Source organism: Galenea microaerophila (assembly GCF_054657255.1).
Window position 1 is genome coordinate 919438 of record NZ_BAAHWZ010000001.1, and the last position, 23170, is coordinate 942607.

Annotated in this window: 18 protein-coding genes and 3 tRNA genes; 9 read left to right on the forward strand and 12 right to left on the reverse strand. The window is 46.1% G+C overall.

Features of this window, described 5'->3' with window-relative positions:
- The first annotated feature begins 107 nt into the window (after positions 1-107).
- Both nadB and ygfZ read left to right on the forward strand, forming a co-directional pair.
- Positions 108-1727 carry an L-aspartate oxidase gene (nadB, locus tag ACYQ05_RS04495; RefSeq protein ID WP_459818733.1) on the forward strand — a complete coding sequence of 540 codons (1620 nt, stop codon included), beginning with the start codon at positions 108-110 and terminating at the stop codon, positions 1725-1727.
- A gap of 4 nt (positions 1728-1731) precedes the next feature.
- The gene (gene ygfZ, locus ACYQ05_RS04500; RefSeq protein ID WP_459818735.1) at positions 1732-2805 is read left to right on the forward strand and encodes a CAF17-like 4Fe-4S cluster assembly/insertion protein YgfZ; all 1074 of its coding nucleotides are present in this window, start codon (positions 1732-1734) and stop codon (positions 2803-2805) included.
- 8 nt (positions 2806-2813) lie between these two features.
- Here ygfZ and folD read toward each other — a convergent pair whose 3' ends face one another.
- On the reverse strand, positions 2814-3668 hold the full coding sequence (gene folD / locus ACYQ05_RS04505; protein WP_459818737.1) for a bifunctional methylenetetrahydrofolate dehydrogenase/methenyltetrahydrofolate cyclohydrolase FolD: 855 nt from the start codon (positions 3666-3668) through the stop codon (positions 2814-2816).
- Positions 3669-3872: 204 nt separating this feature from the next.
- Between folD and ACYQ05_RS04510 the strand changes: the two genes are divergently transcribed.
- The 6 genes from ACYQ05_RS04510 to ACYQ05_RS04535 all read left to right on the forward strand — a co-directional run bounded on the left by ACYQ05_RS04510 (position 3873) and on the right by ACYQ05_RS04535 (position 10486).
- Positions 3873-3949 (forward strand) — tRNA-Pro (locus tag ACYQ05_RS04510).
- A gap of 67 nt (positions 3950-4016) precedes the next feature.
- A tRNA-Arg gene (locus tag ACYQ05_RS04515) sits at positions 4017-4093 on the forward strand.
- 20 nt (positions 4094-4113) lie between these two features.
- A tRNA-His gene (locus ACYQ05_RS04520) sits at positions 4114-4189 on the forward strand.
- Positions 4190-4451: 262 nt separating this feature from the next.
- Positions 4452-6044, forward strand: coding sequence for a type I restriction-modification system subunit M (locus ACYQ05_RS04525; RefSeq protein WP_459818739.1), 1593 nt, complete (start codon positions 4452-4454; stop codon positions 6042-6044).
- Complete coding sequence (locus tag ACYQ05_RS04530) at positions 6041-7306, forward strand: restriction endonuclease subunit S (protein ID WP_459818741.1); 1266 nt, start codon at positions 6041-6043, stop codon at positions 7304-7306. The genes ACYQ05_RS04525 and ACYQ05_RS04530 overlap by 4 nt, the downstream gene beginning before the upstream one ends.
- Positions 7307-7384: 78 nt before the next feature.
- Positions 7385-10486, forward strand: coding sequence for a type I restriction endonuclease subunit R (locus ACYQ05_RS04535; RefSeq protein WP_459818743.1), 3102 nt, complete (start codon positions 7385-7387; stop codon positions 10484-10486).
- Positions 10487-10625: 139 nt separating this feature from the next.
- Here the strand turns inward: ACYQ05_RS04535 and ACYQ05_RS04540 are convergent, their stop codons facing one another.
- From ACYQ05_RS04540 to ACYQ05_RS04575, 8 genes are all read right to left on the reverse strand, one after another.
- On the reverse strand, positions 10626-11264 hold the full coding sequence (locus tag ACYQ05_RS04540; RefSeq protein WP_459818745.1) for a cation efflux transmembrane domain-containing protein: 639 nt from the start codon (positions 11262-11264) through the stop codon (positions 10626-10628).
- Between the two features lie 124 nt (positions 11265-11388).
- Positions 11389-11592: a hypothetical protein gene (locus ACYQ05_RS04545; RefSeq protein WP_459818747.1), complete on the reverse strand. Its 204-nt coding sequence runs from the start codon at positions 11590-11592 to the stop codon at positions 11389-11391.
- Positions 11593-11601: 9 nt separating this feature from the next.
- Entirely contained in the window at positions 11602-12369 is a 768-nt protein-coding gene (kdsB, locus tag ACYQ05_RS04550) for a 3-deoxy-manno-octulosonate cytidylyltransferase (RefSeq protein ID WP_459818749.1), read from the reverse strand.
- Positions 12369-12578 (reverse strand): Trm112 family protein, encoded by a 210-nt coding sequence (locus ACYQ05_RS04555; RefSeq protein WP_459818751.1) that lies wholly within the window; start codon positions 12576-12578, stop codon positions 12369-12371. Before ACYQ05_RS04555 ends, kdsB begins: the two co-directional genes overlap by 1 nt.
- Positions 12578-13630 carry a tetraacyldisaccharide 4'-kinase gene (gene lpxK, locus ACYQ05_RS04560; protein WP_459818753.1) on the reverse strand — a complete coding sequence of 351 codons (1053 nt, stop codon included), beginning with the start codon at positions 13628-13630 and terminating at the stop codon, positions 12578-12580. The genes ACYQ05_RS04555 and lpxK overlap by 1 nt, the downstream gene beginning before the upstream one ends.
- Positions 13631-13722: 92 nt before the next feature.
- Complete coding sequence (locus ACYQ05_RS04565) at positions 13723-14412, reverse strand: hypothetical protein (protein WP_459818755.1); 690 nt, start codon at positions 14410-14412, stop codon at positions 13723-13725.
- Between the two features lie 10 nt (positions 14413-14422).
- Positions 14423-14917, reverse strand: coding sequence for a hypothetical protein (locus tag ACYQ05_RS04570; protein WP_459818757.1), 495 nt, complete (start codon positions 14915-14917; stop codon positions 14423-14425).
- A gap of 164 nt (positions 14918-15081) precedes the next feature.
- On the reverse strand, positions 15082-17535 hold the full coding sequence (locus tag ACYQ05_RS04575; protein WP_459818759.1) for a DNA internalization-related competence protein ComEC/Rec2: 2454 nt from the start codon (positions 17533-17535) through the stop codon (positions 15082-15084).
- Between the two features lie 11 nt (positions 17536-17546).
- On the opposite strand from ACYQ05_RS04575, the gene ACYQ05_RS04580 reads away from it, so the two are divergent.
- Complete coding sequence (locus tag ACYQ05_RS04580; protein WP_459818761.1) at positions 17547-18062, forward strand: DUF2062 domain-containing protein; 516 nt, start codon at positions 17547-17549, stop codon at positions 18060-18062.
- On the opposite strand, the gene ACYQ05_RS04585 is transcribed toward ACYQ05_RS04580, so the two are convergent.
- The 3 genes from ACYQ05_RS04585 to ACYQ05_RS04595 are packed head-to-tail and all read right to left on the reverse strand — an operon-like array spanning position 18059 to position 23142.
- The gene (locus tag ACYQ05_RS04585) at positions 18059-19543 is read right to left on the reverse strand and encodes a protein adenylyltransferase SelO (protein ID WP_459818763.1); all 1485 of its coding nucleotides are present in this window, start codon (positions 19541-19543) and stop codon (positions 18059-18061) included. The two genes, ACYQ05_RS04580 and ACYQ05_RS04585, sit on opposite strands and share 4 nt — an antisense overlap.
- Complete coding sequence (locus tag ACYQ05_RS04590) at positions 19518-21884, reverse strand: Lon protease family protein (RefSeq protein WP_459818765.1); 2367 nt, start codon at positions 21882-21884, stop codon at positions 19518-19520. The genes ACYQ05_RS04585 and ACYQ05_RS04590 overlap by 26 nt, the downstream gene beginning before the upstream one ends.
- A 40-nt stretch (positions 21885-21924) precedes the next feature.
- Positions 21925-23142 carry an ammonium transporter gene (locus ACYQ05_RS04595; RefSeq protein ID WP_459818767.1) on the reverse strand — a complete coding sequence of 406 codons (1218 nt, stop codon included), beginning with the start codon at positions 23140-23142 and terminating at the stop codon, positions 21925-21927.
- Between the last annotated feature and the right edge of the window lie 28 nt (positions 23143-23170).

Sequence of the window (23170 nt, forward strand, 5' to 3'; positions counted from 1 at the left end):
TTATTTGAGTCCCCATCTTACCAAAACTTGCCGATAAAAACGAATCCTACCTTCCCATTCCGTCAATGATTTATAATGATCTCAATCATTTTTTCAAGGATCTTTCATTGAAGCCGCTCAAAACAAAACAGCTCACGGATGTGCTGATTATTGGAAGTGGTATTGCCGGCTTAACTGCTGCACTGAAACTGGCTGACCACCATCAAGTGATTGTACTGGCCAAATCAAATCTCTGTGACGGCAGCACGCAATATGCACAAGGTGGAATTGCGGGGGTTCTTGCGCCTTTTGACTCCATCGAATCTCATATTCAGGATACACTCATCGCCGGAGCCGGACTGTGTGATCCAAAAGCGGTACGTTTAGTTGCAGAGCAAGCCAAACCGGCCATTGAAGAGTTAATTCAACTGGGCGTCCCCTTTAGCCGCTGTGAAGAAGAGAGGTGTGAATACCCTTTTCACCTGACCAAAGAAGGCGGTCATAGCCACCGCCGAATTATTCATGCAGCTGACCATACGGGGCGCTCCATCTCTGAAACCCTCATTGGAGCGGTGAAACACCATCCCAATATTCAAATTTTCGAACAGCACACCACCATTGATTTGATATTAGACAAACAGCAACGTTGTATCGGCGCCTACGTCCTCAACAATGCCACCCGACAAATCAAAACCATAGGCGCAGCGCATACGATTCTCGCAACAGGCGGTGCCAGCAAAGCTTATCTCTATACCAGCAATCCAGACACCTCCACCGGGGATGGCATTGCCATGGCTTGGCGAGCAGGCTGTCGCGTCGCGAATATGGAATTTAACCAATTTCACCCTACCTGTCTCTATCACCCCAAAGACCGCTCTTTTTTAATTAGCGAAGCGGTACGCGGTGAGGGCGGCATTTTAAAGCGCCCTGATGGCACCCCTTTTATGCATTTATATGATGACCGCAAAGAACTGGCACCGCGAGACATTGTCGCCCGTGCCATTGACCATCATATGAAACAGAATGGACTCGACCATGTACTGCTCGACATTAGCCACAAAGGGGCTGACTTTATCATCGAACACTTTCCGACCATCTATCAGCGCTGCTTAAAGGTGGGCATAGACATCACCCAACAACCAATCCCAGTGGTACCCGCTGCGCACTACACCTGTGGCGGCATTATCACAGATTATCAAGCGCGCAGCGACATCCCCAATCTTTATGCGATCGGCGAAACCGCCTACACCGGTCTCCACGGCGCCAACCGCCTTGCCAGTAACTCCTTAGTCGAAGGCTTAGTCTTTGCGCGCATTGCGGCTGCGGATATACTCAAAAATAGCGCCAAACGCCCAGCCGAATCCTCACTGCCTTTTTGGGACGATGCCCACGTCACCCAACCCCATGAAAAAGTGACCATTGCCCACGACTGGGATGAAATTCGACGAGTGATGTGGGATTATGTCGGCATTGTACGACGAGACAATCGTCTGCAACGCGCTTTAAAACGCATCAAACTCGCTAAAGCAGAAATTAAAGAGTATTACAACCAGCATACGGTGGAAAAAGACCTTTTAGAATTGCGCAATCTCGTGACCGTCTCCGAACTGATGGTGCGCAGCGCAATAAAACGCAAAGAGAGTCGAGGACTGCATTATAATCTCGACCATCCAACACAATATAAAAAACCCAAACCCACCATCTTAACCCCAACGAAAAATAACAAAAATTACACAATGAGGGCTTAATCCTATGAATGCAAACTGGCTACAATTTTTACAAACACAAGGCGCCACAGTTGAAGAGAATGGCGCGGTTAAAACCTTTGGTCATCCTGAACTGGAACGTTTTTTGGTGAAAAACGGGCCGGTGCTGTCCAGTCAAGCCCATCAAGGGCTGATTCAAGTCAGTGGCGCAGACGCCTTTGACTTTCTGCAAAACCAACTGACCAATGATTTAGCTGAAGTGAGCGACGAAAAAGCCCAGCTCTCAGCTTGGTGTGATCCACAAGGCCAAGTACTCGCACTTTTCGTAGTGATTAAACAGGGAGAGGATTTTTATCTGATGCTGGATGGCTCAATTAAGGATACCATTCTTAAACGGTTACAAATGTTTATTTTACGCTCTAAAGTCACGCTCACCGACTTGAGTGATGAATGGGCGCAAATCGGCTATGCGGGGGAATTTGCCGACTTAGAAATTCAGCGCCTACTGCAAAATAAAAACAAAGAGCTGTACGAAGTCACTCGCTGCACGCTTGAAACCGAAAATGATATTATCTTGGTTAAACTGCCCGGGCTTTACCACCGCTATCAACTGATGGGCAATATCGACAGTTTAAAATCAGCTTGGCAAAAGCTACGCAATCAGACAGACCCAATTAATAACCATGATTGGCAACTACTGGATATTGCGGCAGGCATTCCACAAATCAATCAAGCCAATCAAGGCAAATATATCGCCCAATTCCTCAACTTGGATAAGCTCGGCGCCATCAACTTCAAAAAAGGGTGCTTCCCCGGACAAGAAATCATTGCCCGCATTCACTATCGCGGCAAAGTCACCAAACGCATGTTCCGCTTACACCTATCTGAACTGTTGGAACTCCATACTCAAGATACCCTCACCGTACAAGACCAGGCGGGACACACCTTTAAATTTGAAGTGGTATTAGCCAACCCAGATATTCTTCATGGCACCTTATGTCTCGCGGTGAGCACTGTAAAACCCCTCCTGTCAGCCGAAGGGCAATTGAAGTTAGAGAGTGGCGCTGTGGTCAATCTTGAACCGCTGCCCTATGAAGTGCTAGACGAGGCAACGGTTTAATCACTGCTCTATTTTTTCAAATGGTAGGCGGCTTGCAAAGTATTTTCTAACAGCGTTGCAATCGTCATCGGCCCCACGCCACCTGGAACAGGCGTAATCCAGCTGGCGCGCTCTTTGGCCGTTTCAAATTCCACATCGCCCACTAAGCGTCCGCAATCCAAACGGTTAATGCCCACATCAATGACAATGGCACCCGGTTTAATCCACTCCCCTGGAATAAACTCAGGAATGCCCACACCCACGACCAATAAATCCGCTCGCCGCACCTGCGCTTCTAAATCCTTAGTTGCACTGTGACACACCGTGACCGTCGCCCGAGCATTTAACAACTCCAACGCCATCGGCACCCCCACAATATTTGAAGCGCCCACCACCACAGCATCTAACCCTCGCAACGGAATCTGCGTTTTCGCCAGCATCGTCATTACCCCATGAGGCGTACAAGGCGCTAACACCGGCATGCGCGTTGCCAAACGCCCCACATTATAAGGATGGAAACCATCCACATCTTTTTCTGGCAAAATCCGCTCAATGATCGCTTCTGGATCAATATGCGCCGGCACAGGCAACTGCACAATAATGCCATGAACGGCAGGATCCGCATTCAATTCATCAATTAAAGCAAGCACCTCTTCTTGTGTGGTACTGGCAGGCAACTCTTTAGAGACATCATTAAAGCCCGCTTTCTCACACGCAATCTTTTTATTGCGCACATACACCTGAGAAGCAGGATCTTCACCTACCAAAATCACCGCCAATCCAGGGCGAGGTAACCCTTGCGCCACCTTCTCTTCCACCTCTTGACGAATTTTTTCCCGCAATTCAGCCGCAATGGCTTTACCATCCAAAATTTTTGCAGACATACCACACTCCTTAATTAATACCTAATTTAAATATGGACAATATCATACCTGATTTAACCGATTTCTACCCAAAAAGCACGCAAACAGCATCCGGCACACAACTAGGGATTCCCAACAGACGCGCCTTTTTAATTTGGATAAACATTTTTGCAAAAAACCCATTGACAGCACTGCAGCGCATCTATAAAATACGCACAACTTTTACGGAGTATAGCGCAGCCTGGTAGCGCACCTGTTTTGGGTACAGGTGGTCGGGGGTTCAAATCCCTCTACTCCGACCAGATTCAAGAAGCTGTTTAAGGTCTTCTTAAACAGCTTCTTTAATTTATGTGCGCCCAGCACAACCGAGCGCCCATAGCTCAACTGGATAGAGCATCGCCCTTCTAAGGCGAGGGTTGCAGGTTCGAATCCTGCTGGGCGTGCCATTTATATCTTTTCTACTATGGCGGATGTAGCTCAGTTGGTAGAGCCCAGGATTGTGATTCCTGTTGTCGCGGGTTCGATCCCCGTCATTCGCCCCATTTCCCTGATGTTTTTCTGTCCTTTTAAATTTACGCTCTAAATTCTAATCATTAGATTATCCACCTCAATTGCTTTTCCACAAAATCTCTCTCGATTAACAACATACCGCCCTTGCACACGCTAAAACGTTAAGCGCTTTTAAAATGGTTTGCGTAACGGGTTTATGCTCGACTTTAAACTTGAGTTTTTATATGATGCTAAATCAAATTGATTTTAAACAACATCACTCAAATAAAACCCTTATAAACCATAGGAAAAGATATGACCAGTGTGCAACAACGTCAAGCACTTCAACGCCAGATCTGGGCCATTGCAAATGATGTACGCGGTGCAGTGGATGGTTGGGATTTCAAACAATATGTCTTGGGAACGCTGTTTTACCGCTTTATCAGCGAAAATTTTGCCAACTACATCGAAGCAGGCGATGAAAGCATCCACTACTCCGAACTCTCCGATGATATCATCACCCCAGAAATCAAAGAGGACGCCATCAAAACTAAGGGGTATTTTATCTACCCCAGCCAACTGTTTTCTAATGTGGTTAAAAACGCCAACAGCAACCCCGACCTTAATACCGATCTAGCCAACATCTTCAAAGACATTGAAGCTTCAGCCATTGGTTATCCATCCGAACCAGACATTAAAGGCCTATTTGCCGATTTCGACACCACCAGCAACCGCTTGGGTAGCACCGTTAAAGAGAAAAACGCCCGTTTGGCCGCCGTACTCAAAGGCGTGGCAAACCTAGATTTTGGCGCTTTTGATGAAAACCACATCGATCTATTCGGTGATGCCTACGAATATTTGATTTCCAACTATGCGGCCAATGCTGGAAAGTCCGGCGGAGAGTTTTTTACACCACAGCAGGTTTCCAAACTGTTGGCCAAACTGGCCATACACGGACAAAGCCGCATCAATAAAATCTACGATCCCGCCTGCGGTTCCGGCTCACTGCTCCTGCAAGCCAAAAAACAGTTTGATGAGCATATCATCGAAGAAGGCTTTTTCGGCCAGGAAATCAACCACACCACCTACAACCTGGCACGGATGAATATGTTCTTACACAACATCAACTACGACAAATTCAATATCCAACTGGGAGATACATTAACAGAACCGCACTTTAGAGAGGAAAAACCCTTTGACGCTATTGTTTCCAATCCACCCTATTCGGTGAAATGGATTGGTAAAGACGACCCCACGCTGATCAATGACGAGCGTTTTGCCCCCGCCGGCGTGCTGCCCCCTAAATCCAAAGCCGATTTCGCCTTTGTGCTACACGCGCTTAACTATCTCTCTGCCAAAGGCCGGGCGGCTATTGTTAGCTTCCCAGGCATTTTTTACCGTGGCGGCGCTGAGAAAAAGATTCGCCAATACTTAGTCGACAACAACTATGTGGAAACTGTCATTGCACTCGCCCCCAACCTCTTTTACGGCACCTCGATCGCCGTAAATATTCTGGTGCTCTCCAAACACAAAACTGACAACACCACCCAGTTTATCGACGCCAGCGAACTGTTCAAAAAGGCGACCAACAACAATCTGTTGCTAGATGAACACATCGACAAAATCCTCTCCGCATTCGACAGCAAGGAAAATATTCAATACTTTGCCCATTCAGTACCCAATGGGCAGATTGCTGAAAACGACTACAACCTCTCGGTCAGTAGCTACGTGGAGGCCAAAGATACCCGAGAAGTGATTGATATTACAAAACTAAACGCCGAACTAAAAACCACTGTAGCCAAAATCGACCAGCTGCGTAAAGAGATTGATGCCATTGTGGCTGAAATCGAAGACGAACATAATCCCCCTCTTTCGGAAGACTCCTCAAAAGACAAGGTGGTCTCATGAAAAAAATCAGTTTTTTAGAAAAACTACTGGATGGTGCTGAAGTGGAGTGGAAGAAGTTGGGGGAAATTCTAGTTCGCACCAAAGGCACAAAGATTACTGCTGGGCAGATGAAACAGTTGCATAAAGATGGCGCACCATTAAAGATTTTTGCAGGCGGTAAAACTATCGCATTTGTTAATTTTGAAGATATACCAGAAAAAGACGTAAATAGAGAACCTTCCATTATTGTCAAATCTCGAGGTGTTATCTCATTTGAGTACTATGACAAACCTTTTTCTCATAAAAATGAAATGTGGTCGTACCATTCAAAATGTAAAGAAATAAATATCAAGTTTGTCTACCATTTTTTAAAGCTAAATGAACCTCACTTCCAGAACATTGGAAGTAAAATGCAAATGCCACAAATTGCAACGCCTGATACTGATAACTTTAAAATCCCTGTCCCCTGTCCAAATAACCCGGAAAAATCCCTGCGCATTCAGCAGGAAATTGTGCGCATACTAGACACCTTCACCGAGCTGACCGCCGAGCTGACCGCCGAGCGTAACCTACGCAAACAACAATATCAATACTACCGAGACCAATTATTAAACTTTAAGGAAGACAAGCGCCACCCTTATATAGAAAAGCTACTGGATGGTGCTAAGGTAGAATGGAAAAAGTTGGGGGAAATGGCGGAAATATATGATGGCACTCATCAAACTCCAAAATATACAAATTTCGGAGTCCCTTTTGTTAGCGTCCAGAACATTAAAAATATATACGCCACAGAAAAATACATATCAGCTGAAGACTTTGAGCAGTACAAGCACAAGCCACGTAAAAACGACATATTAATGACAAGGATTGGAGATATTGGTACGTGTGCTGTTGTTGATAATGATGAACCACTAGCTTATTACGTTACTCTTGCATTAATTCGTGTAAACCAACAAGTTATTCTACCGAAGTTTCTTATGCATGTAATCGAAAGTGGAATCGGCAAGTCAGAGCTTTATAAGAGAACACTTGTGCATGCTGTACCTATGAAGATTAATTTAGGGGAAATTGGGAAAATTATTATCCCCATCCCCTGCCCAAACAACCCAGAAAAGTCTTTGGCTATTCAGCAAGAAATTGTGCGCATTCTCGACAAATTCGACACCCTAACCCACTCCATTAGTGAAGGACTGCCACGGGAAATCGAACTGCGCCAGAAGCAGTATGAATATTATCGCGACCTATTATTTAACTTCCCAAAACCGGAAAAAGGCGCAGCCTAGTAGGCTGATAGAAAAAGTAAAACGTTTCTAATTCCCCTCCTCTGGAGGGGAATAGACAGAGACTGGGGAAAACAGATTATGACAAATTATAAAACCATTGCTGAATCCAATAACTTCATTGTGCTGGATCAATACACCAAAACGTGGCAAGTCGCCGAAAGCTATCAGAGCGAAGCCGATCTGGAGCGTGAGCTGATTCAAGACTTACAGGCTCAGGGCTACGAGTATCTGACAGAGCTAACTACCCCACAGGCGATGCTGGCTAATGTCCGCACCCAGCTACAAACACTCAATGACGTGGAGTTTAGCGATAATGAGTGGCAACGATTTGTAGAAGAATATCTGGACCGCCCTAATGACACGCTGGTAGATAAAACCCGCAAGCTGCACGATGATTACATCTATGACTTTACCTTTGACAATGGCCGAATTCAAAACATCTATCTGATGGATAAAAAACATCTTGCCCGTAACAAGGTGCAGGTGATCCGCCAGTTTAAGCAATCTGGCCATTTTGCCAATCGCTACGATGTGACGATTCTGGTCAATGGCTTGCCGCTGGTGCAAATTGAGCTGAAAAAGCGCGGGGTGTCAATTCGCGAGGCGTTTAATCAGGTGCACCGTTACAGTCATGAGAGCTTTAACAGTGAGCACTCTTTGTATAAGTATTTGCAACTGTTTGTCATCTCCAATGGCACTGACACGCGTTACTTTGCTAACACCACCAAACGGGATAAAAACAGTTTTGATTTCACCATGAACTGGGCACAGTCAGATAACACGCTGATTAAGGATCTTAAAGACTTTACCGCAACCTTCTTGCAAAAGGACACTCTGCTGAATGTGCTGCTGCACTATTCGGTGTTTGATGTCAACAATACCCTGCTGGTCATGCGCCCTTATCAGATCGCCGCCACTGAGCGGATTTTATGGAAAATTAAAAGTGCCTATGAAAACAAACAGTGGAGCAGTACCGAGGGAGGTGGCTATATCTGGCATACCACCGGTTCGGGAAAAACGCTAACCAGCTTTAAAGCCGCACGACTGGCCACCGAGCTACCCTTTATCGACAAGGTGTTCTTTGTGGTGGACCGTAAAGATCTAGATTACCAAACGATGAAGGAGTATCAGCGTTTTTCACCAGACAGCGTTAACGGCTCCGACTCCACTGCTGGACTGAAACGTAACATCGAAAAAGACGACAATAAAATTATTGTCACCACCATCCAAAAGTTGAACATTCTAATGAAGAGTGAGGCGAACCTTGAGATTTATAACAAGCAGGTGGTATTTATTTTTGATGAGTGCCACCGCAGTCAGTTTGGTGAAGCGCAAAAGAATCTGAAAAAGAAATTTAAACGCTATTATCAGTTTGGATTTACCGGCACGCCAATCTTCCCGCAAAACGCCAGTGGCGCAGAGACCACCGCCAGCGTGTTTGGCCGAGAGCTGCATGCTTATGTGATCACGGATGCCATTCGCGATGAAAAGGTGCTTAAGTTCAAGGTGGATTACAACAATGTGCGTCCCAAATTCAAGAGCATAGAAACTGAGCAGGATGAACAAAAACTCAGTGCACTGGAGAACAAACAAGCACTGCTGCACCCGGAACGAATCCGCGAGATTTCCGAATATATCCTTAAAAACTTCCGCCAAAAAACTCATCGATTACAGAGTAATGACCAGGGCTTTAATGCCATGTTTGCAGTCAGCAGTATAGAGGCGGCTAAGCGCTACTATGAGACACTGAATCAACTTCAACAAAAGAGCGAAAAACCACTTAAAATTGCCACCATTTTTTCCTTTGCCGCCAATGAAGCACAAGATGCCATAGGGGATATTGCCGATGAGAGCTTTGAGGTATCCGCCATGAATTCAAGTGCCAAGGCATTTCTAAATGCGGCTTTGGCTGACTATAACGCCATGTTCAAAACCAGCTTTACCTTGGATAGCAAAGGCTTTCAGAATTACTACCGCGATCTGGCCAAGCGGATGAAAGCCAAAGAGGTCGATTTGCTCATTGTGGTGGGCATGTTCCTGACCGGTTTTGATGCACCGACGTTAAATACCTTATTTGTGGATAAAAACCTACGCTATCACGGTTTACTTCAGGCCTATTCTCGCACCAACCGCATTTATGATGCGACCAAAACTTTCGGCAATATCGTCACCTTCCGCGACCTGGAACAGGCCACCATTGACACCATTACCCTGTTTGGTGATAAAAACACCAAAAATGTGATTTTAGAGAAAAGCTATCAAGAATATATGGAAGGCTTTATCGATGCGGTAACCGGTGAGGCGCAGCGTGGCTTTATGGAGGTGGTCAGCGAGCTGGAACAGCACTTTCCAGACCCGGCTAATATTGAAAAAGAGGCGGATAAAAAAACCTTTGTCAAGCTATTTGGCGAATACCTGAAGATGGAAAACATCCTACAGAATTATGATGAGTTTAATACATTAAAAGCCCTACAAACATTGGATATCAACGACCCAGAGGCAGTCGCTACATTTAAAACTGAGCATTATCTAGACGATGAACAATTGGCAGCATTGCAATCCATTCGACTTCCCGCCGATCGTAAAATTCAAGATTACAAATCGACCTATAACGATATACGAGACTGGCTACGCCAACAACAGACTGCAGAGGCGCAAGCTGAATCCACCATTGACTGGAACGATGTGGAGTTTGAGGTGGAGCTACTCAAGTCACAAGAGATCAATCTCGACTACATTCTGGAACTCATCTTCGAGCAAAACCAAAAGAACCCAAGCAAAGAGGCTTTGGTGGATGAGGTGCGCCGCCTGATTCGTGCCAGCTTGGGACAACGGGCTAAAGAGAGCCTAGTCGTAGACTTTATCCATCAGACCGATCTGGATCAAATCGCCGACAAGACCGATATCATCGAGGCTTTCTTTAAGTTTGCACAGGCTGAACAGCGCCGCGAAGCACAAGCGCTGATTCAAGAGGAAAATCTCAATGCAGAGGCAGCTAAACGCTATATTCAGATCTCACTGAGACGAGAATATGCCAGCGATGCCGGTACGGAGCTCAACAGCATTCTGCCCCGCATGACTCCTCTGAATCCTGAGTACCACACCAAGAAGCAAACCGTGTTTCAAAAGATCTCTGATTTTGTGGAAAAATTTAAAGGCGTGGGCGGAGAGATTTTGTAATCCCCTCATTTTTAACTGATGTTAAAAGTAGAGGGTTACGCCGCTTCCAGTGAGCGAATGACTCTTTGGCTCGGCATGGAAAATATCAACATCGATGTATAGACCTTCACGGTTATAGCCCTCGTTCTGAAGCGCCTGGTTAGGCACAACTTTTTGACTTCTGAGTTTGGTTGGCATCTTGTAGAATTTTTACACCGCCGCGAATGACCACAATTGATATGATTGTTCCTACAATTAGGTCTGGATAGCGACTGCCAAGGACGGCAACAAGCACACCAGAGATAATGACCCCTAAGTTTGCAATGACATCATTCGTTGAAAATATCCACGAAGCGCGCATGTGTACACCGCCATCTTTGTGCTTGGAAATGAGCATTAAACAAATGATATTTGCCAGGAGCGCAAGCGCACCAACAACCATGATGAGCGTGCTTTGAGGTTCACTGCCAAAAATCATACGCCTGATCGCCTCAAATAAAACGCCAAGCCCCAAAATTATTTGTAGGTAACCGCTGACTCTGGCTGCCTCTGCTTGCTTCACAACGCCTTTCCCAATTGCATAGAGTGACAGACCATAGACAACAGCATCTGCTAGCATATCTAGTGAATCAGCGATCAGCCCCGTAGATTGCGCCAGCCAGCCCAGTGTCAACTCAGTAACAAACATAAATGCATTGATAGATAATAGAATGATAAGCGTTTTCTTTTCCAGACTCTCCGCTGCTTCTACACCACAACCACAACCTGACATATTTTCTCCTGATTCAATAATGCGCATAACGGTGAAGCGTCCGACACGAGCGCATTGTTAGAGTTGATTCTTCCCAAAATGACGTTGTTTAGATTGTAAAACATCTCGATTTTTATATCTCTTTCGTTTGATTGGAGTGGATGGAGCGCTTTTATTTCCACACCAAATAATAGATCACATAGCCGCCATACATCACAATCATGAGGATACTTAAGAGGGTGATGGGACGAAAACGTTCTTTGGGCAGCGTTTGTCCTTGCTGTTTGAGTTTTCGGTGTAAAAAGAAGCGCTTGGCCATATAGTAGAGAAAAAAGAGTACGGCGATAACGGTTAGCAATTTAAACAGCTTGCCCATCTCTCTTCCCTATGGCTGTGCTTGCATCAGTGCAGAGACGCGAATTAAATCCTCTTCGGTGTCCACGCCAACCCCCGCATCCATTTCCGCTTCTAACACTAAAATTTTCTCACCATGCCACAGCACGCGCAGCTGCTCTAATTTCTCCACTTGCTCTAAAGCGCACTCGGGCCAAGCCACGTACTGTTTGACAAAGCCTGCTCGATAGGCATAAAGCCCAATATGGCGATAGTATTGAAAATCTTTAGGTAAAGCGGGGACAGGTTGACTGAAGGTGTCTCTTGACCAAGGTAGCGGGGCGCGACTGAAATTAATGGCGCAATTTTGTGCATTTCGGCTAACCTTAACGGCATGTGCATCAAAGACCGTTTCAATGTCATTAATCGGTTCACACAGGGTCGCCATCGGTATTTCCGGATGGTCAATTAACCCTTGAGCCACCTGTTGCACCAGCTGATATGGCAACATCGGCTCATCCCCTTGTACATTGACAATAATTTCTTCATCTGGCAAACCACACTGCTCAATCACTTCTGCAATGCGCTCTGTCCCCGATTGATGGTGTTCACCCGTTAAAGCCACCTCGGCCCCGAAGCCTTCACACACTTGCTGCACTTCAACAGATTCCGTGGTAATAATCACTCGTTGCGCGCCCGCTTTTTGAGCTTGTAGCCAAGTCCACTCAATCATCGGGCGTCCATGAATCAATTTGAGTGGCTTGCCTGGCAGACGACTTGATGCGTAACGCGCTGGAATCACAATGACAAAACGGTTCACTAGGCGTGCTGTCCTTTCAGTTTACGATATTTTTCCACTTCTTCTTCCGACAGTGGGCGCGCTTCATCCTCTAGCATAATGGGAATGCCATCACGAATCGGATAGGCCAGTTTTGCGGCTGTGGAGATCAACTCTTGTTGTGCTTTATCATAATAAAGCTTGGTTTTGGTCACCGGACACACCAAAATTTCTAATAGCTCTGGATCCATTATTTTTCCTTTTGTAACACCACTTGAATCTTCTGCCAAAGCGCCATCGAAGCCTCTGGCGCAATCTCTAAATACCAAGCATTTTTTAGCCAATGCGCTGTTTGCGTCTTGTTAAACCCTTCACATTTTACCGCATCTTTCTCAGTCATAAGTAAAGGTTTCTCACTGTCTGAACGCAGGGATTGCAAAAGCTGTGGCGTGATCGCTTGATGATCCTTTAAAGGGTGCGCTTCTACTTCTGCCCCCAGCTGCTGCAAAGTCTTAAAAAATCTTGGTGGGTTGCCAATGCCAGCCATCGCCACCACAGGCTTGTGATTAAATGCTTCTAAAGGTAAGGTTTTCTGGGGTGCCAGGACTGAGCGGAAGCAAACAGGCGTTAACTGCATACCAAACTTTTTTTCAGAGGGCAAATTTTGCCAGAATTCCCAGTCCTGCCTTGGTGGACTGTCTGGTTGGGCACCATTGACCACCACTGCATCGACAAAATCAAGCCGCTGAATCGGCTCACGTAAGGGGCCAGCGGGCAGACAGAGTCCATTTCCGATGCCTCGCTCTCCATCCATTAACACCACTTCAAAATCTCTGGGCAACGCAAAATGTTGTAGACCATCGTCTGCAATCACCACAGCCACCTGCGGATAATGTTGTGTTAAAAACTGTAAAGCCGCTCGTCTTTTGGGTGCGACCACGACCGGACAATCAAAATGCTTTTTTAACATCAAAGGTTCATCACCCGCCTGACTGGCTGGCGTCTGTTTTTCGACCTCTAAAGGGTAGTGCTCGGCTTGTCCACCATAACCGCGACTGATAATGCCAAAGGGGATATGAGCACGGTTGAGTTGCTGACCTAACCATTGAATAAAAGGGGTTTTACCACTGCCGCCCACCACTATATTACCCACCACAATCACTTTAGGACGCGGTGAAAAATCTGAAGGCTGTTTTTGGAATTTATGAAAACGACGACGCGCAATCTGGCAAGTGATTGCGGAGAGCGGTTTAAGCAGTTGCGTCTGCCAAGTATGGGTTTTCCAGAAAGTCGGCCAAGTCATGACCGATATTGTAGCAAGAGTGACATAAAAAAACCGGTTAAGGGCACTGACCTTAACCGGTTTTATCTCATAAAGCAGACAGTACTTACGTACTAAGCTTTATTTTCTTCGGTTTTTTGCTCTGACGGAGAAGCATCCTCTTTACAATCAGGATCATCTGCATCTGGGCAAACATTTTCATTAGAAGCGGTAGGTGCTTCAGACGCTTCTTTTAAAACAGGCTCAAGTTTTTGGAAAATAGGCATGACCACCGTATGGGCATACTGCCAACGAACAATGCTATCTGCTGCCAAAACAAAGATAGACACTAAACTGGCGCCCCAGAAAAAGCCTTCGAGAATAGAGCCTGAGGTCAAACCAGAGAGCAAATCTAGATTCAAGGTCAGTACCAAGCCACTTAATAAGAGATACAAGCCTAAATACGCATAGCGATAAGGCTCAAAGCGCTCTAACCAGATGGTGGCAATACCAAACTCGGTTAACTCTTCTGCAAGAGCACGTTTATCTGCCCCACTCTCTTGTGCCGCCTGCGCTTTCTCGTGCTCTTCTAAATTGTTATTAGCCACCTTATCCAAAAATTCACTCAAATGACCATAACCAAAGAAAAGAGTATTAGCCATTAAGTAGAAAACGCCTGCGCCTAAAATAAAGGCGACTTCTTCAGGCAGCCAAGTGATCGTAAAGAGCCCCCAAATGAGCAGTGCAACAAATAACCCCAATGAAAATACCATTGCCCAAAAGAGCACCTTTTCTAGGGTTTGATGTTTTTGTACGTTTGCCATCTTTTACTCCTTATTTCGCTGCTGAAGCTGCGGATTTTTTGTCTGATTTTTTATCAGTAGGATGACCTTTCACAAACATATGGGTCATTTCAAACACATCAGGCAACAGCGGATAGGCGTATTGAATGGTGGTGGCGACAACATCTCCATTCACCAAAGTGGCTGTATCCGCTTTTAATTTCACACGCAAAGTGGCCACGGAAAAAGGCTCAATACGGATAGGCTGTTCAAATTGGGTAAATGCCAATGCATACCCATCACCTTGTTTAGGTTTAAAGGTCAACCCTTTCCCTAAAATATCAATGGGTTGTCCGCCTGCATTGGTGAAAGTTAAAGAGAGTGTTTTGCTTTTCTCATCATAACCTGAAGCGATTACGACAGGCGCCGCAGGCACTTCATCTAAAGCCGCTCTGGCTGTCGCCCCCGTTAAATAAGAGCCGGTACCCCAGCCCACAATTACACCAAGTAAAGTCATTAATAAGACTAACGCGTAAGGTTTTTTCATCTGATTCATCCTCTGTTGATTGATTTTAAAATACTGTTCAAAGATAGTAACTTGCATGGATAGGTAAAATGAACATGCGTCTATGTAATGGGACTGATAAGAAAAAATTCAATATGTAAATTAATAAAATTAATAAAAACCTGTACAACGAGATCAATGCTCAATTAAGAGTGACTAACAGTATGCTTAAAATGATACCAAACGGCCTTTTGTGCTCGGTAGCCTTCCACTTGTAATGACTTTAAAGTGGCTAGGACGGTAATGGCACCTGCTTCAGCCGTATTTAACCACGGTATGCCTAACTGAGCTAATCGATCGCGAACGGCTTGGCTTGGAAAGTGGTATCGATTCTGAAATCCACTGGAGAACAATATCCATTTAGGCTGCACCGCTTGCAAAAATGCCAGTGAACTGGCTGTTCGGCTACCGTGATGACCGGCGATTAAAATATCTGCTTTTAGCAATGACTTCGGTACCTGATTGAGTAAGTATTGCTCAACTTTAACGCTGGCATCCCCCATATCCAATAGTGAAAATCGCTCATTCTCAATACGCACCACACAGGACTGGTCATTATCGTCCTTAAAAGGCCAAGGGGGACTGGGCGCTAAGATTTGAAACTTCACCCCCTCCCACTGCCACTGCTGACCGGCTTGACAATGCTGAAACAGATGTGGATCCAGATGCGCGATTTGCGCCACTTTCTGCGGCTCACCTGAAAGCCTTTTTTGAACCGGCACACGCTCTAGCAGCTGCTGTGTGCCCCCCGTATGATCCAGATCGCTGTGTGACACCACTAACCTATCCACTTGCTTGATGCCTTCATTGCGAAAATAGGGCAGAATGGCTAAACTGGCGCCATTGTATTGTGCGTTCCATCTCGGACCGGTATCTAAAACCGCCACATGACGCGCTGTTTGTACCACCAAGCTCTGCCCTTGCCCCACATCTAACAAAGTGGCTTTAAAATCGCCCGGCTGCACACTCGGCTGCCACCATTTGGGGAGCAGCCAGATGAGCGCAAGAGTGAGTCCGATCATCAGCCATTGCTTTAAATTCGCTTTTTTCCATAAACCATAAAACAGTAAACCGTAAATCGCACTTACCTGCCAACCGCTGAGTGCCCCTATAGTTAAAGGTGGCTGCCATTGCGCTAACAAAGACAAAAACTGCATCAACATCTGCCAAAACGCTTCATTCAGTGACTGCAAAAACGTAAACGGCAACAGTGCACTGATCATTAATAGGGGCAACCCCAACAAGCTGACAGCAGGCACGGCGATAAGATTGGCCATCAGTGAAACAAGGGGGAATTGATGAAAATAATAGGCTAATAGCGGCACTAATCCCACGGTTAAAACCACTTGAATCACGATCAGCTTCTGCCAATTTTTCAGCGGTTGAATGCGGGGATGATATAGACAGGCAAAAATCAAAGCCACCGCGGTAAAGGAGAGCCAAAATCCGGCGCTTAATACCGACGACGGATGCCAAAAAAGCACCAACAGTGCCGCCAAAGCCAAGGCAGACCAAGGTTGAAAGGGTCGCCGCAACCAGACAAAAAGCAGCATGGCCATCACCATCAGCCAGGCTCTTTGTGTCGGAATACTCATACCGGCCAAGAAGGCATAGAGGGTTGCAAAAATCAACGCCCCCACGGCCATCCATTGCACTTTAGGCGTTCCGTGCAACCAATACCAAGGTCGATGTGGAAATAAGCGAATCCCCCACTGCCATAGCAAGGCCGCAAAAAAAGCGCCCATTCCGGCTGCAATACCGACATGTAATCCGGAAATGGCCATTAAATGGCTGGTACCAGTTTGTTGAAACAGTTGCCACTGATCCTGAGTTAAGTTTGAACGGTCGCCCAATAATAGAGCCAAGTAAACGCCTACATTAGGACTGTCTGCAAACTGCTGCTGCCAATGCGTTCTCAGCTGTTCTCGCCAAGCTAAAACAGAAAAAGGCGACGCATCAGACAGTTTTTTTGCCGCCTCCCAGTGACTTTGCTTGCCATGCTTAACCCAACCTTTGGCAACAATACCTTGCTGAAATCTAGCCGCTTCTAAATCATAGCCCCCAGGATTCATCAACCCATGAATCGGTTTTAAGCGAATGACAAACTGCCAAGTTTCCCCGGCGTGCGGGATTTTTTTCGCCTGATAATCACTCAAGCGAATCAACAGTCGGCGCCCCCAACTAAATTGCCAATGACACGGCTGTAATCTCGGGGTACAGTTGACCGCTTTCAACTGCTGCAAGCTTAAATTGAATTGAACCTTTTGCTGATGAGCCGATAATGGCTGAATACGTGGCAGAGAAACCACTTCCCCCGTCACTTCCCATAAACGAGTCGATCCCTGTGTCTGACTCATTTCAGTTTGCACCGGATCCGGCAATTTTGGCTGAAAAAAACTGTGCCAAAATGCCCATTGAAAGCCTATAATAAGTCCCACATAGAAATGACCTGTCTTATAGGGCCACCAATAGCGTTTAAATGCAAACAGTGCTAGGGTGACAGCCGCTGAAACAGCCATTGAAGTGACGCTAGGAAGTTCAAGGCGATGATAGAACAAAATCATCGAAACCAGTACACCGAGCACAAAACTCAAAAACATGACTTTTTCCTATGCCTAGAAAACTGTTAAAAAAATATTCGCCTGATCCCGATAAAATCCGCAATATGAAAGGGTTAGGGTTTTTAGGGAAATGGCTAGGAAATCCCGCCTTGTGGCATTTTCACCGTCACAGCGTTGCCCGTGCTTTTGTCATTGGCTTATTCTGGATGGCCATTCCCATGCCTTCGCAAATGGTCGCCGCCGCGCTAACCGCGATTATTTTCCGTGCCAACCTCCCCATCAGTGTGGCTTTAGTCTGGATCAGCAACCCCCTTACCATGCCCCCGATATTCTATTTCAACTATCTGGTCGGCACTTGGATTTTACACACTCCAGCACAACAGGATCTGCATTTTGAACTCAGCTGGCACTGGATGATGACCACCCTTGACCATATCTGGCTGCCTCTTTATTTGGGCAGTGCTGTCGTTGGGATTGTGCTGGGTGTCATTTTCTACTTTCTCGTTCAATGCTATTGGCGCTGGCATGTGGCGCACCGTTGGAAACAGCGTCATCAAACCGTTTAAGAAGAACAACTCAAGCGGATGCCTCTCTGAGTCCGTTCGGGGGCTGCTTGAGCACTCGCCATTTCCGGGCGTTCAATAAAAGGCGATTGTAAGATTTCTAACCACTGTTTAAGCGGTGCAAAATCCCCCTGTTCAGCGGCTGAAATCACGGAGTGCGCAATGCTATTGCGTAAAATAAATTGCGGATTCACCCGCTTCATCTGGACAATATCCGCCCCTTGTTGCAATCGTTCTTGGTAGGCTTGCAGCCAAGGTTGAATCAATTTCGGTTGCGAAAAGAGGCTTTCCAAATCTAGACGATGCTTTTCACTCGGCGCTTCTGCCCAAGCCTGCAACTTTAACCAAAAATTTAACCCATCCACCCGGCTTTGATCTAGCCGTTTTAATAATTCTGCGATAAGCTGTTTATCTTGGGCATCCACTTCAGCCTTGTCCGCTTCTGCCGCCACGGTCCACCCCAGTTTTTGCCGCATCAACCGTAAATAATGCTGATTGTAGGCTTGGATATAGGCATCAACCGCTAAATCCTGCTCCGATTCCCCTAATAAAGCGTGAAAACTCTTTGCCAAAATCTGACAGTTCCATAACCCTACTTTGGGCTGTTCATTAAACGCATATCGACCGTAGCTATCACTGAGGTTGCAGACAAAATCGAGTTGAAAATCATCTAGAAAGGCAAAGGGGCCAAAATCAAATGTCTCGCCTAAAATCGACATATTATCGGTATTCATCACCCCATGATTAAACCCAACTGCCTGCCAGTGGGCGATCATTTCACCGGTTGCACGACAAATGGCGGTCAACACCTTTTGAGCTTGCTGAGCAACGGGTAAATTTTGCCAATCAGGAAAATGGTGTTGCACCACATAGGAAAGCAGCTGCTTAAAATCCGCCTCTCCTTGACTCGCAGCCCATTGAAAATGACCAAAGCGAATATGGGTTTTTGCCACCCGAATCAAGGTCGCTCTAGGCTCCACCTGTTCGCGATAAACCACTTCATTGGAACAAGCCAACGCCAAGGCGCGTGTGCTTGGAATCCCCAGTCCTGCCAAAGCTTCTGAGACCAAAAACTCTCGAATACTGGATCGTAAAACCGAACGTCCATCCCCTTGACGTGAATAAGGCGTGCGGCCAGCCCCTTTTAAATGCAAATCCCATGCAGCGCCTTGAGGATCCACCCACTCCCCTAAAAGCACTCCCCGACCATCACCCAGTTGTGGGTTGTAAAAACCAAATTGATGACCGGTATATTTTTGCGCCAAGGGCTCACAGTTTGGCAAGCCGGCTTCACCGCACGCTAAGGCTTTAAGCCTTTTGTCATCAACCGGCAGCTGTAACTGTTGCCGTAAGCGTTCATTGGTAAGGATCAACTCACCGGATTGCAAAGGTTCAGGCTGCACGACGGTATAAAAGTGCTGCGGTAGCGTCGCATAGGGTTGATGGAACGTCCCTTGCTCAGTCATGGCAGTTAGATTTTTCATTCATCTGCTCCAGTCGCTGATGAATCCGCGCATCCACCTTCTCCATGTCTACACCGCTTAGCAAGGTCACCGCATCCTCTATTTTCTCCATGCTATACAGATGGAACTGACCGCGTTCCACCGCTTTGCGTACAGCTTCATTGAGCATGAGATGACGCACATTGAGCTCAGGAATCAAAACCCCCTGCTGACCGGTTAAACCGCGTGCTTGGCAGATTTTAAAATATCCCTCTATTTTCTCAATTACCCCTCCAATCGGCTGAATTTCACCAAATTGATTGACCGATCCAGTCATGGCAATATCTTGTCGCATAGGGACTTCTGCCAAAGAGGAAATTAAGGCCAGCAGCTCTGCTGAAGAGGCGCTATCACCTTCAATCCCATCATAGGTTTGCTCCATCACAATGGAAGCAGAAAACCCATAGGCTTTGTTTTTCATATAGCGGCCACGTAAATAGCCTTCTAAAATCAACACCCCCTTAGAATGAATGGGGCCTGAGAGTTCAATCTCACGTTCAATATCCAAAACCCCTTCATCTCCAGCCGACACTTGCGCGGTAATGCGTACCGGTTGTCCAAACGACTGCTTGCCTACCGAGATATAGGTTAAACCATTCACCTGTCCTATCCGCTGGCCTTCTAAAGAGATCAGCACCTGCTGTTCAATAATCCCTTGATGGAAAGCATCCTCCATCAAGCCGGTATGGAAAGCTCGCTGTTTTAAAGTAGCTTCCACCGTGCGGCGTGTCACGACTTGCTCATCATTCGCACGTGCATAGGCAAAGGCTTCTGCCATCAGATCGCGCAAGATGGCTTTATTGGTATAGAGCTTCCCTTCATCTTCAGCCTGCTGCGCGGCATACTCAATTAAGCGTTCAAAAGCGGAAATATCAACCTCTAATGGCTCTAAATCCTGCCACTGCTCTACTTCCGTCGCCAACTGCTTAGCAAGCGTCAATTCATGATCCGCATTGCGAACCAACTCGACTTCAAATTCGACCTGGACTTTAAACAAGCGGCTAAACTCTGCATCCGCTTCTAACAGCGCATAAAAGTGCACCGGCTGACCCACCAAGACCAACGTCACGTCTAAAGGAAAGTCCGGTAGGTGATAAGGCACTACACTGCTTGAGGAAGGAATCTCAAATGTCAACTTTTTGGTTATTAAGGCCGATTTTAGATGCGGCCAAATTTCCGGATCTTTTAAAATGGATTGAATATTGAGAATCAAAAAGCCGCCATTGGCTTGTTGGAGCAAACCCGCTTGATGATTCATCGCCAAAATCAAGGTGTCGGTGGCATTGGTTTGCGCAGAGTTAATGGTGTAACCAAACAACTTAGGTAAGGTTGCATTTTGCTCATAAATCACTGGCGCATGGTCTAAGTCTCGATGATCCACCAACAGATTGACTTCAAAAACAGACATCCCCTGCTGCTCTGCCAGCAACTCTTCCATACTATTTTGCGTGGTCTGCACCGTCACTTGATCGGCATTTTGATCCCAAAACAGATGCAATTTAGCGACAATCGCCTTTTGCAGATCCTCTAAATATTGGCAAACCGCTTCATTTTTGCCAAACTCCATTTTTAAGGCTTCAATCAAAGGAGAAATATGTTCATTGGCCACCTGGGTATTGAGCTTCTTCCCAGCATCTAAATATTGATGCTGTAAAAAAGGGAAATGGCTCAATCCTTTATTCAGCGCCTCTTCAACCTTATCCATCGCCTCAGAAAAATACTTTTGTTGCGCCTCGTCCAACTGCTTCAATTCAGAGGCACTGAGACGCTTATCCCCAACGATCGCCTTGAGCACAAAATTATTCTCATTCTGAATAATCTCAACGCCCAATTCATCCGCCAACTCAAAAGCCGGTTCCAAAGCCTCATTCTGTTTTGCCGCCAGTTCATTTTCCAGCCGCTGGCTTTGCAACTGATAAGCATGTCCATCAAACACCACTGGCAGTTGTGTTTTTAACTGGGTAATCAGCTCTTCAATCGCTTGTTTAAAAGCGTGTCCCCAACCGGCTGGAAAATAAAGATATTGAGTTTTATTGGCTTCCGAAAAATCTGAAGCCAAAATCACATCATCAGGCACCGGGCGTTTTTGAGCCGCTCGTAACAGCATCGCTTTGGTCATGCCAATACGGCCGACGCCAGACTCCCCCATCACAAAGATATGGTTTTGATTACGTTTTAAATGCAATCCAAAATTGAGTGATTGATAAGCACGCGGATGAAAGCGTTGCATAAACTCGTAAATATCGGCCTTTTGACTATAAAAAGCTTCACGAGAAAGATGGGTAAAACGGTAAAGTTGCTCAGTTGTTAGTTGTTTAATCATACGATCCTAAAACGGGCAAACAGCCCGTTTGTTGAGTGTTTTAAAAGTCTTCTCTAGGCGGATTGGCGCGGACATGGTGGAAAGTTAAGTCTGCCCCTTCATACTGCTCTTCATCATCCATTCTGAGCGGCGCAAAATGATTGACCAGTTTATACACCAGCCAGCCACCGATGACCGCAATGGCAATTCCGATCAAGGTGCCCACCAGTTGTGACATCAAGGAAACTCCGCCTAAGCCTCCCAACGCTTTACTGCCAAAAATACCCGCAGCAATGGCCCCCCAGACACCGCAAAGGCCATGCAGTGGCCAAACGCCTAATACATCATCGATTTTCATACGTTGTTGCGTCCAGATAAAGGCTTTGACAAATAAAGCCCCAGCAATCGCCCCAATGACTAAAGCGGCCAAAGGATTCACCACATCTGAACCTGCGCAAATCGCTACCAAGCCAGCTAAGGGGCCATTATGCACAAACCCTGGATCCTTATCACCGATAAATACGCCGGCAAGAATACCCCCGACCATTGCCATAAGGGAGTTGATGGCCACCAAGCCTTGAATCCCTTCAATGGCTTGCGCAGACATCACATTAAAGCCAAACCAGCCCACAATCAAAATCCAAGAACCTAAGGCTAAAAAAGGAATACTGGAAGGGGGATGATTAAACTTAATGCGTCCATCTTTGGTATAGCGGCCATGACGTGCGCCAACAACCAAAATGGCCATTAATGCAATCCAACCGCCCATGCCATGAACTACCATAGAACCAGCAAAATCATGAAAACTTTCACCAAATTGTGTTTTTAGCCAATCTTGAATCCCAAAATGACCATTCCATGCAATCCCTTCAAAGAATGGATAGACCAAACTCACAATAAAGAAAGTTGCAATAAGCAATGGATAAAAGCGTGCACGCTCCGCTATTCCGCCAGAAACAATGGCCGGAATGGCCGCCGCAAAAGTCATGAGAAAAAAGAATTTGACCAGCTCATAGCCGGATTTTTCGGTCATTGCCTGCATCAAGCTGTCTTGCGCATTAAACCCAAGAAAAACCCCATAGGCGATGCCATAACCGATAAAAAAGTAAGCGACCGTTGACACAGCCAAATCAGAAATAATTTTAACTAAAGCGTTGACCTGGTTTTTATGCTGGACGGTCCCCACTTCCAAAAATGCAAAACCTGCATGCATAAAGAGTACTAAAATGGCACCCAATAAAAGAAACAAAACATCCAAACTGTTGACTAAATGTTCCATCGATTACAATGACCTCTTTTTTATTTTG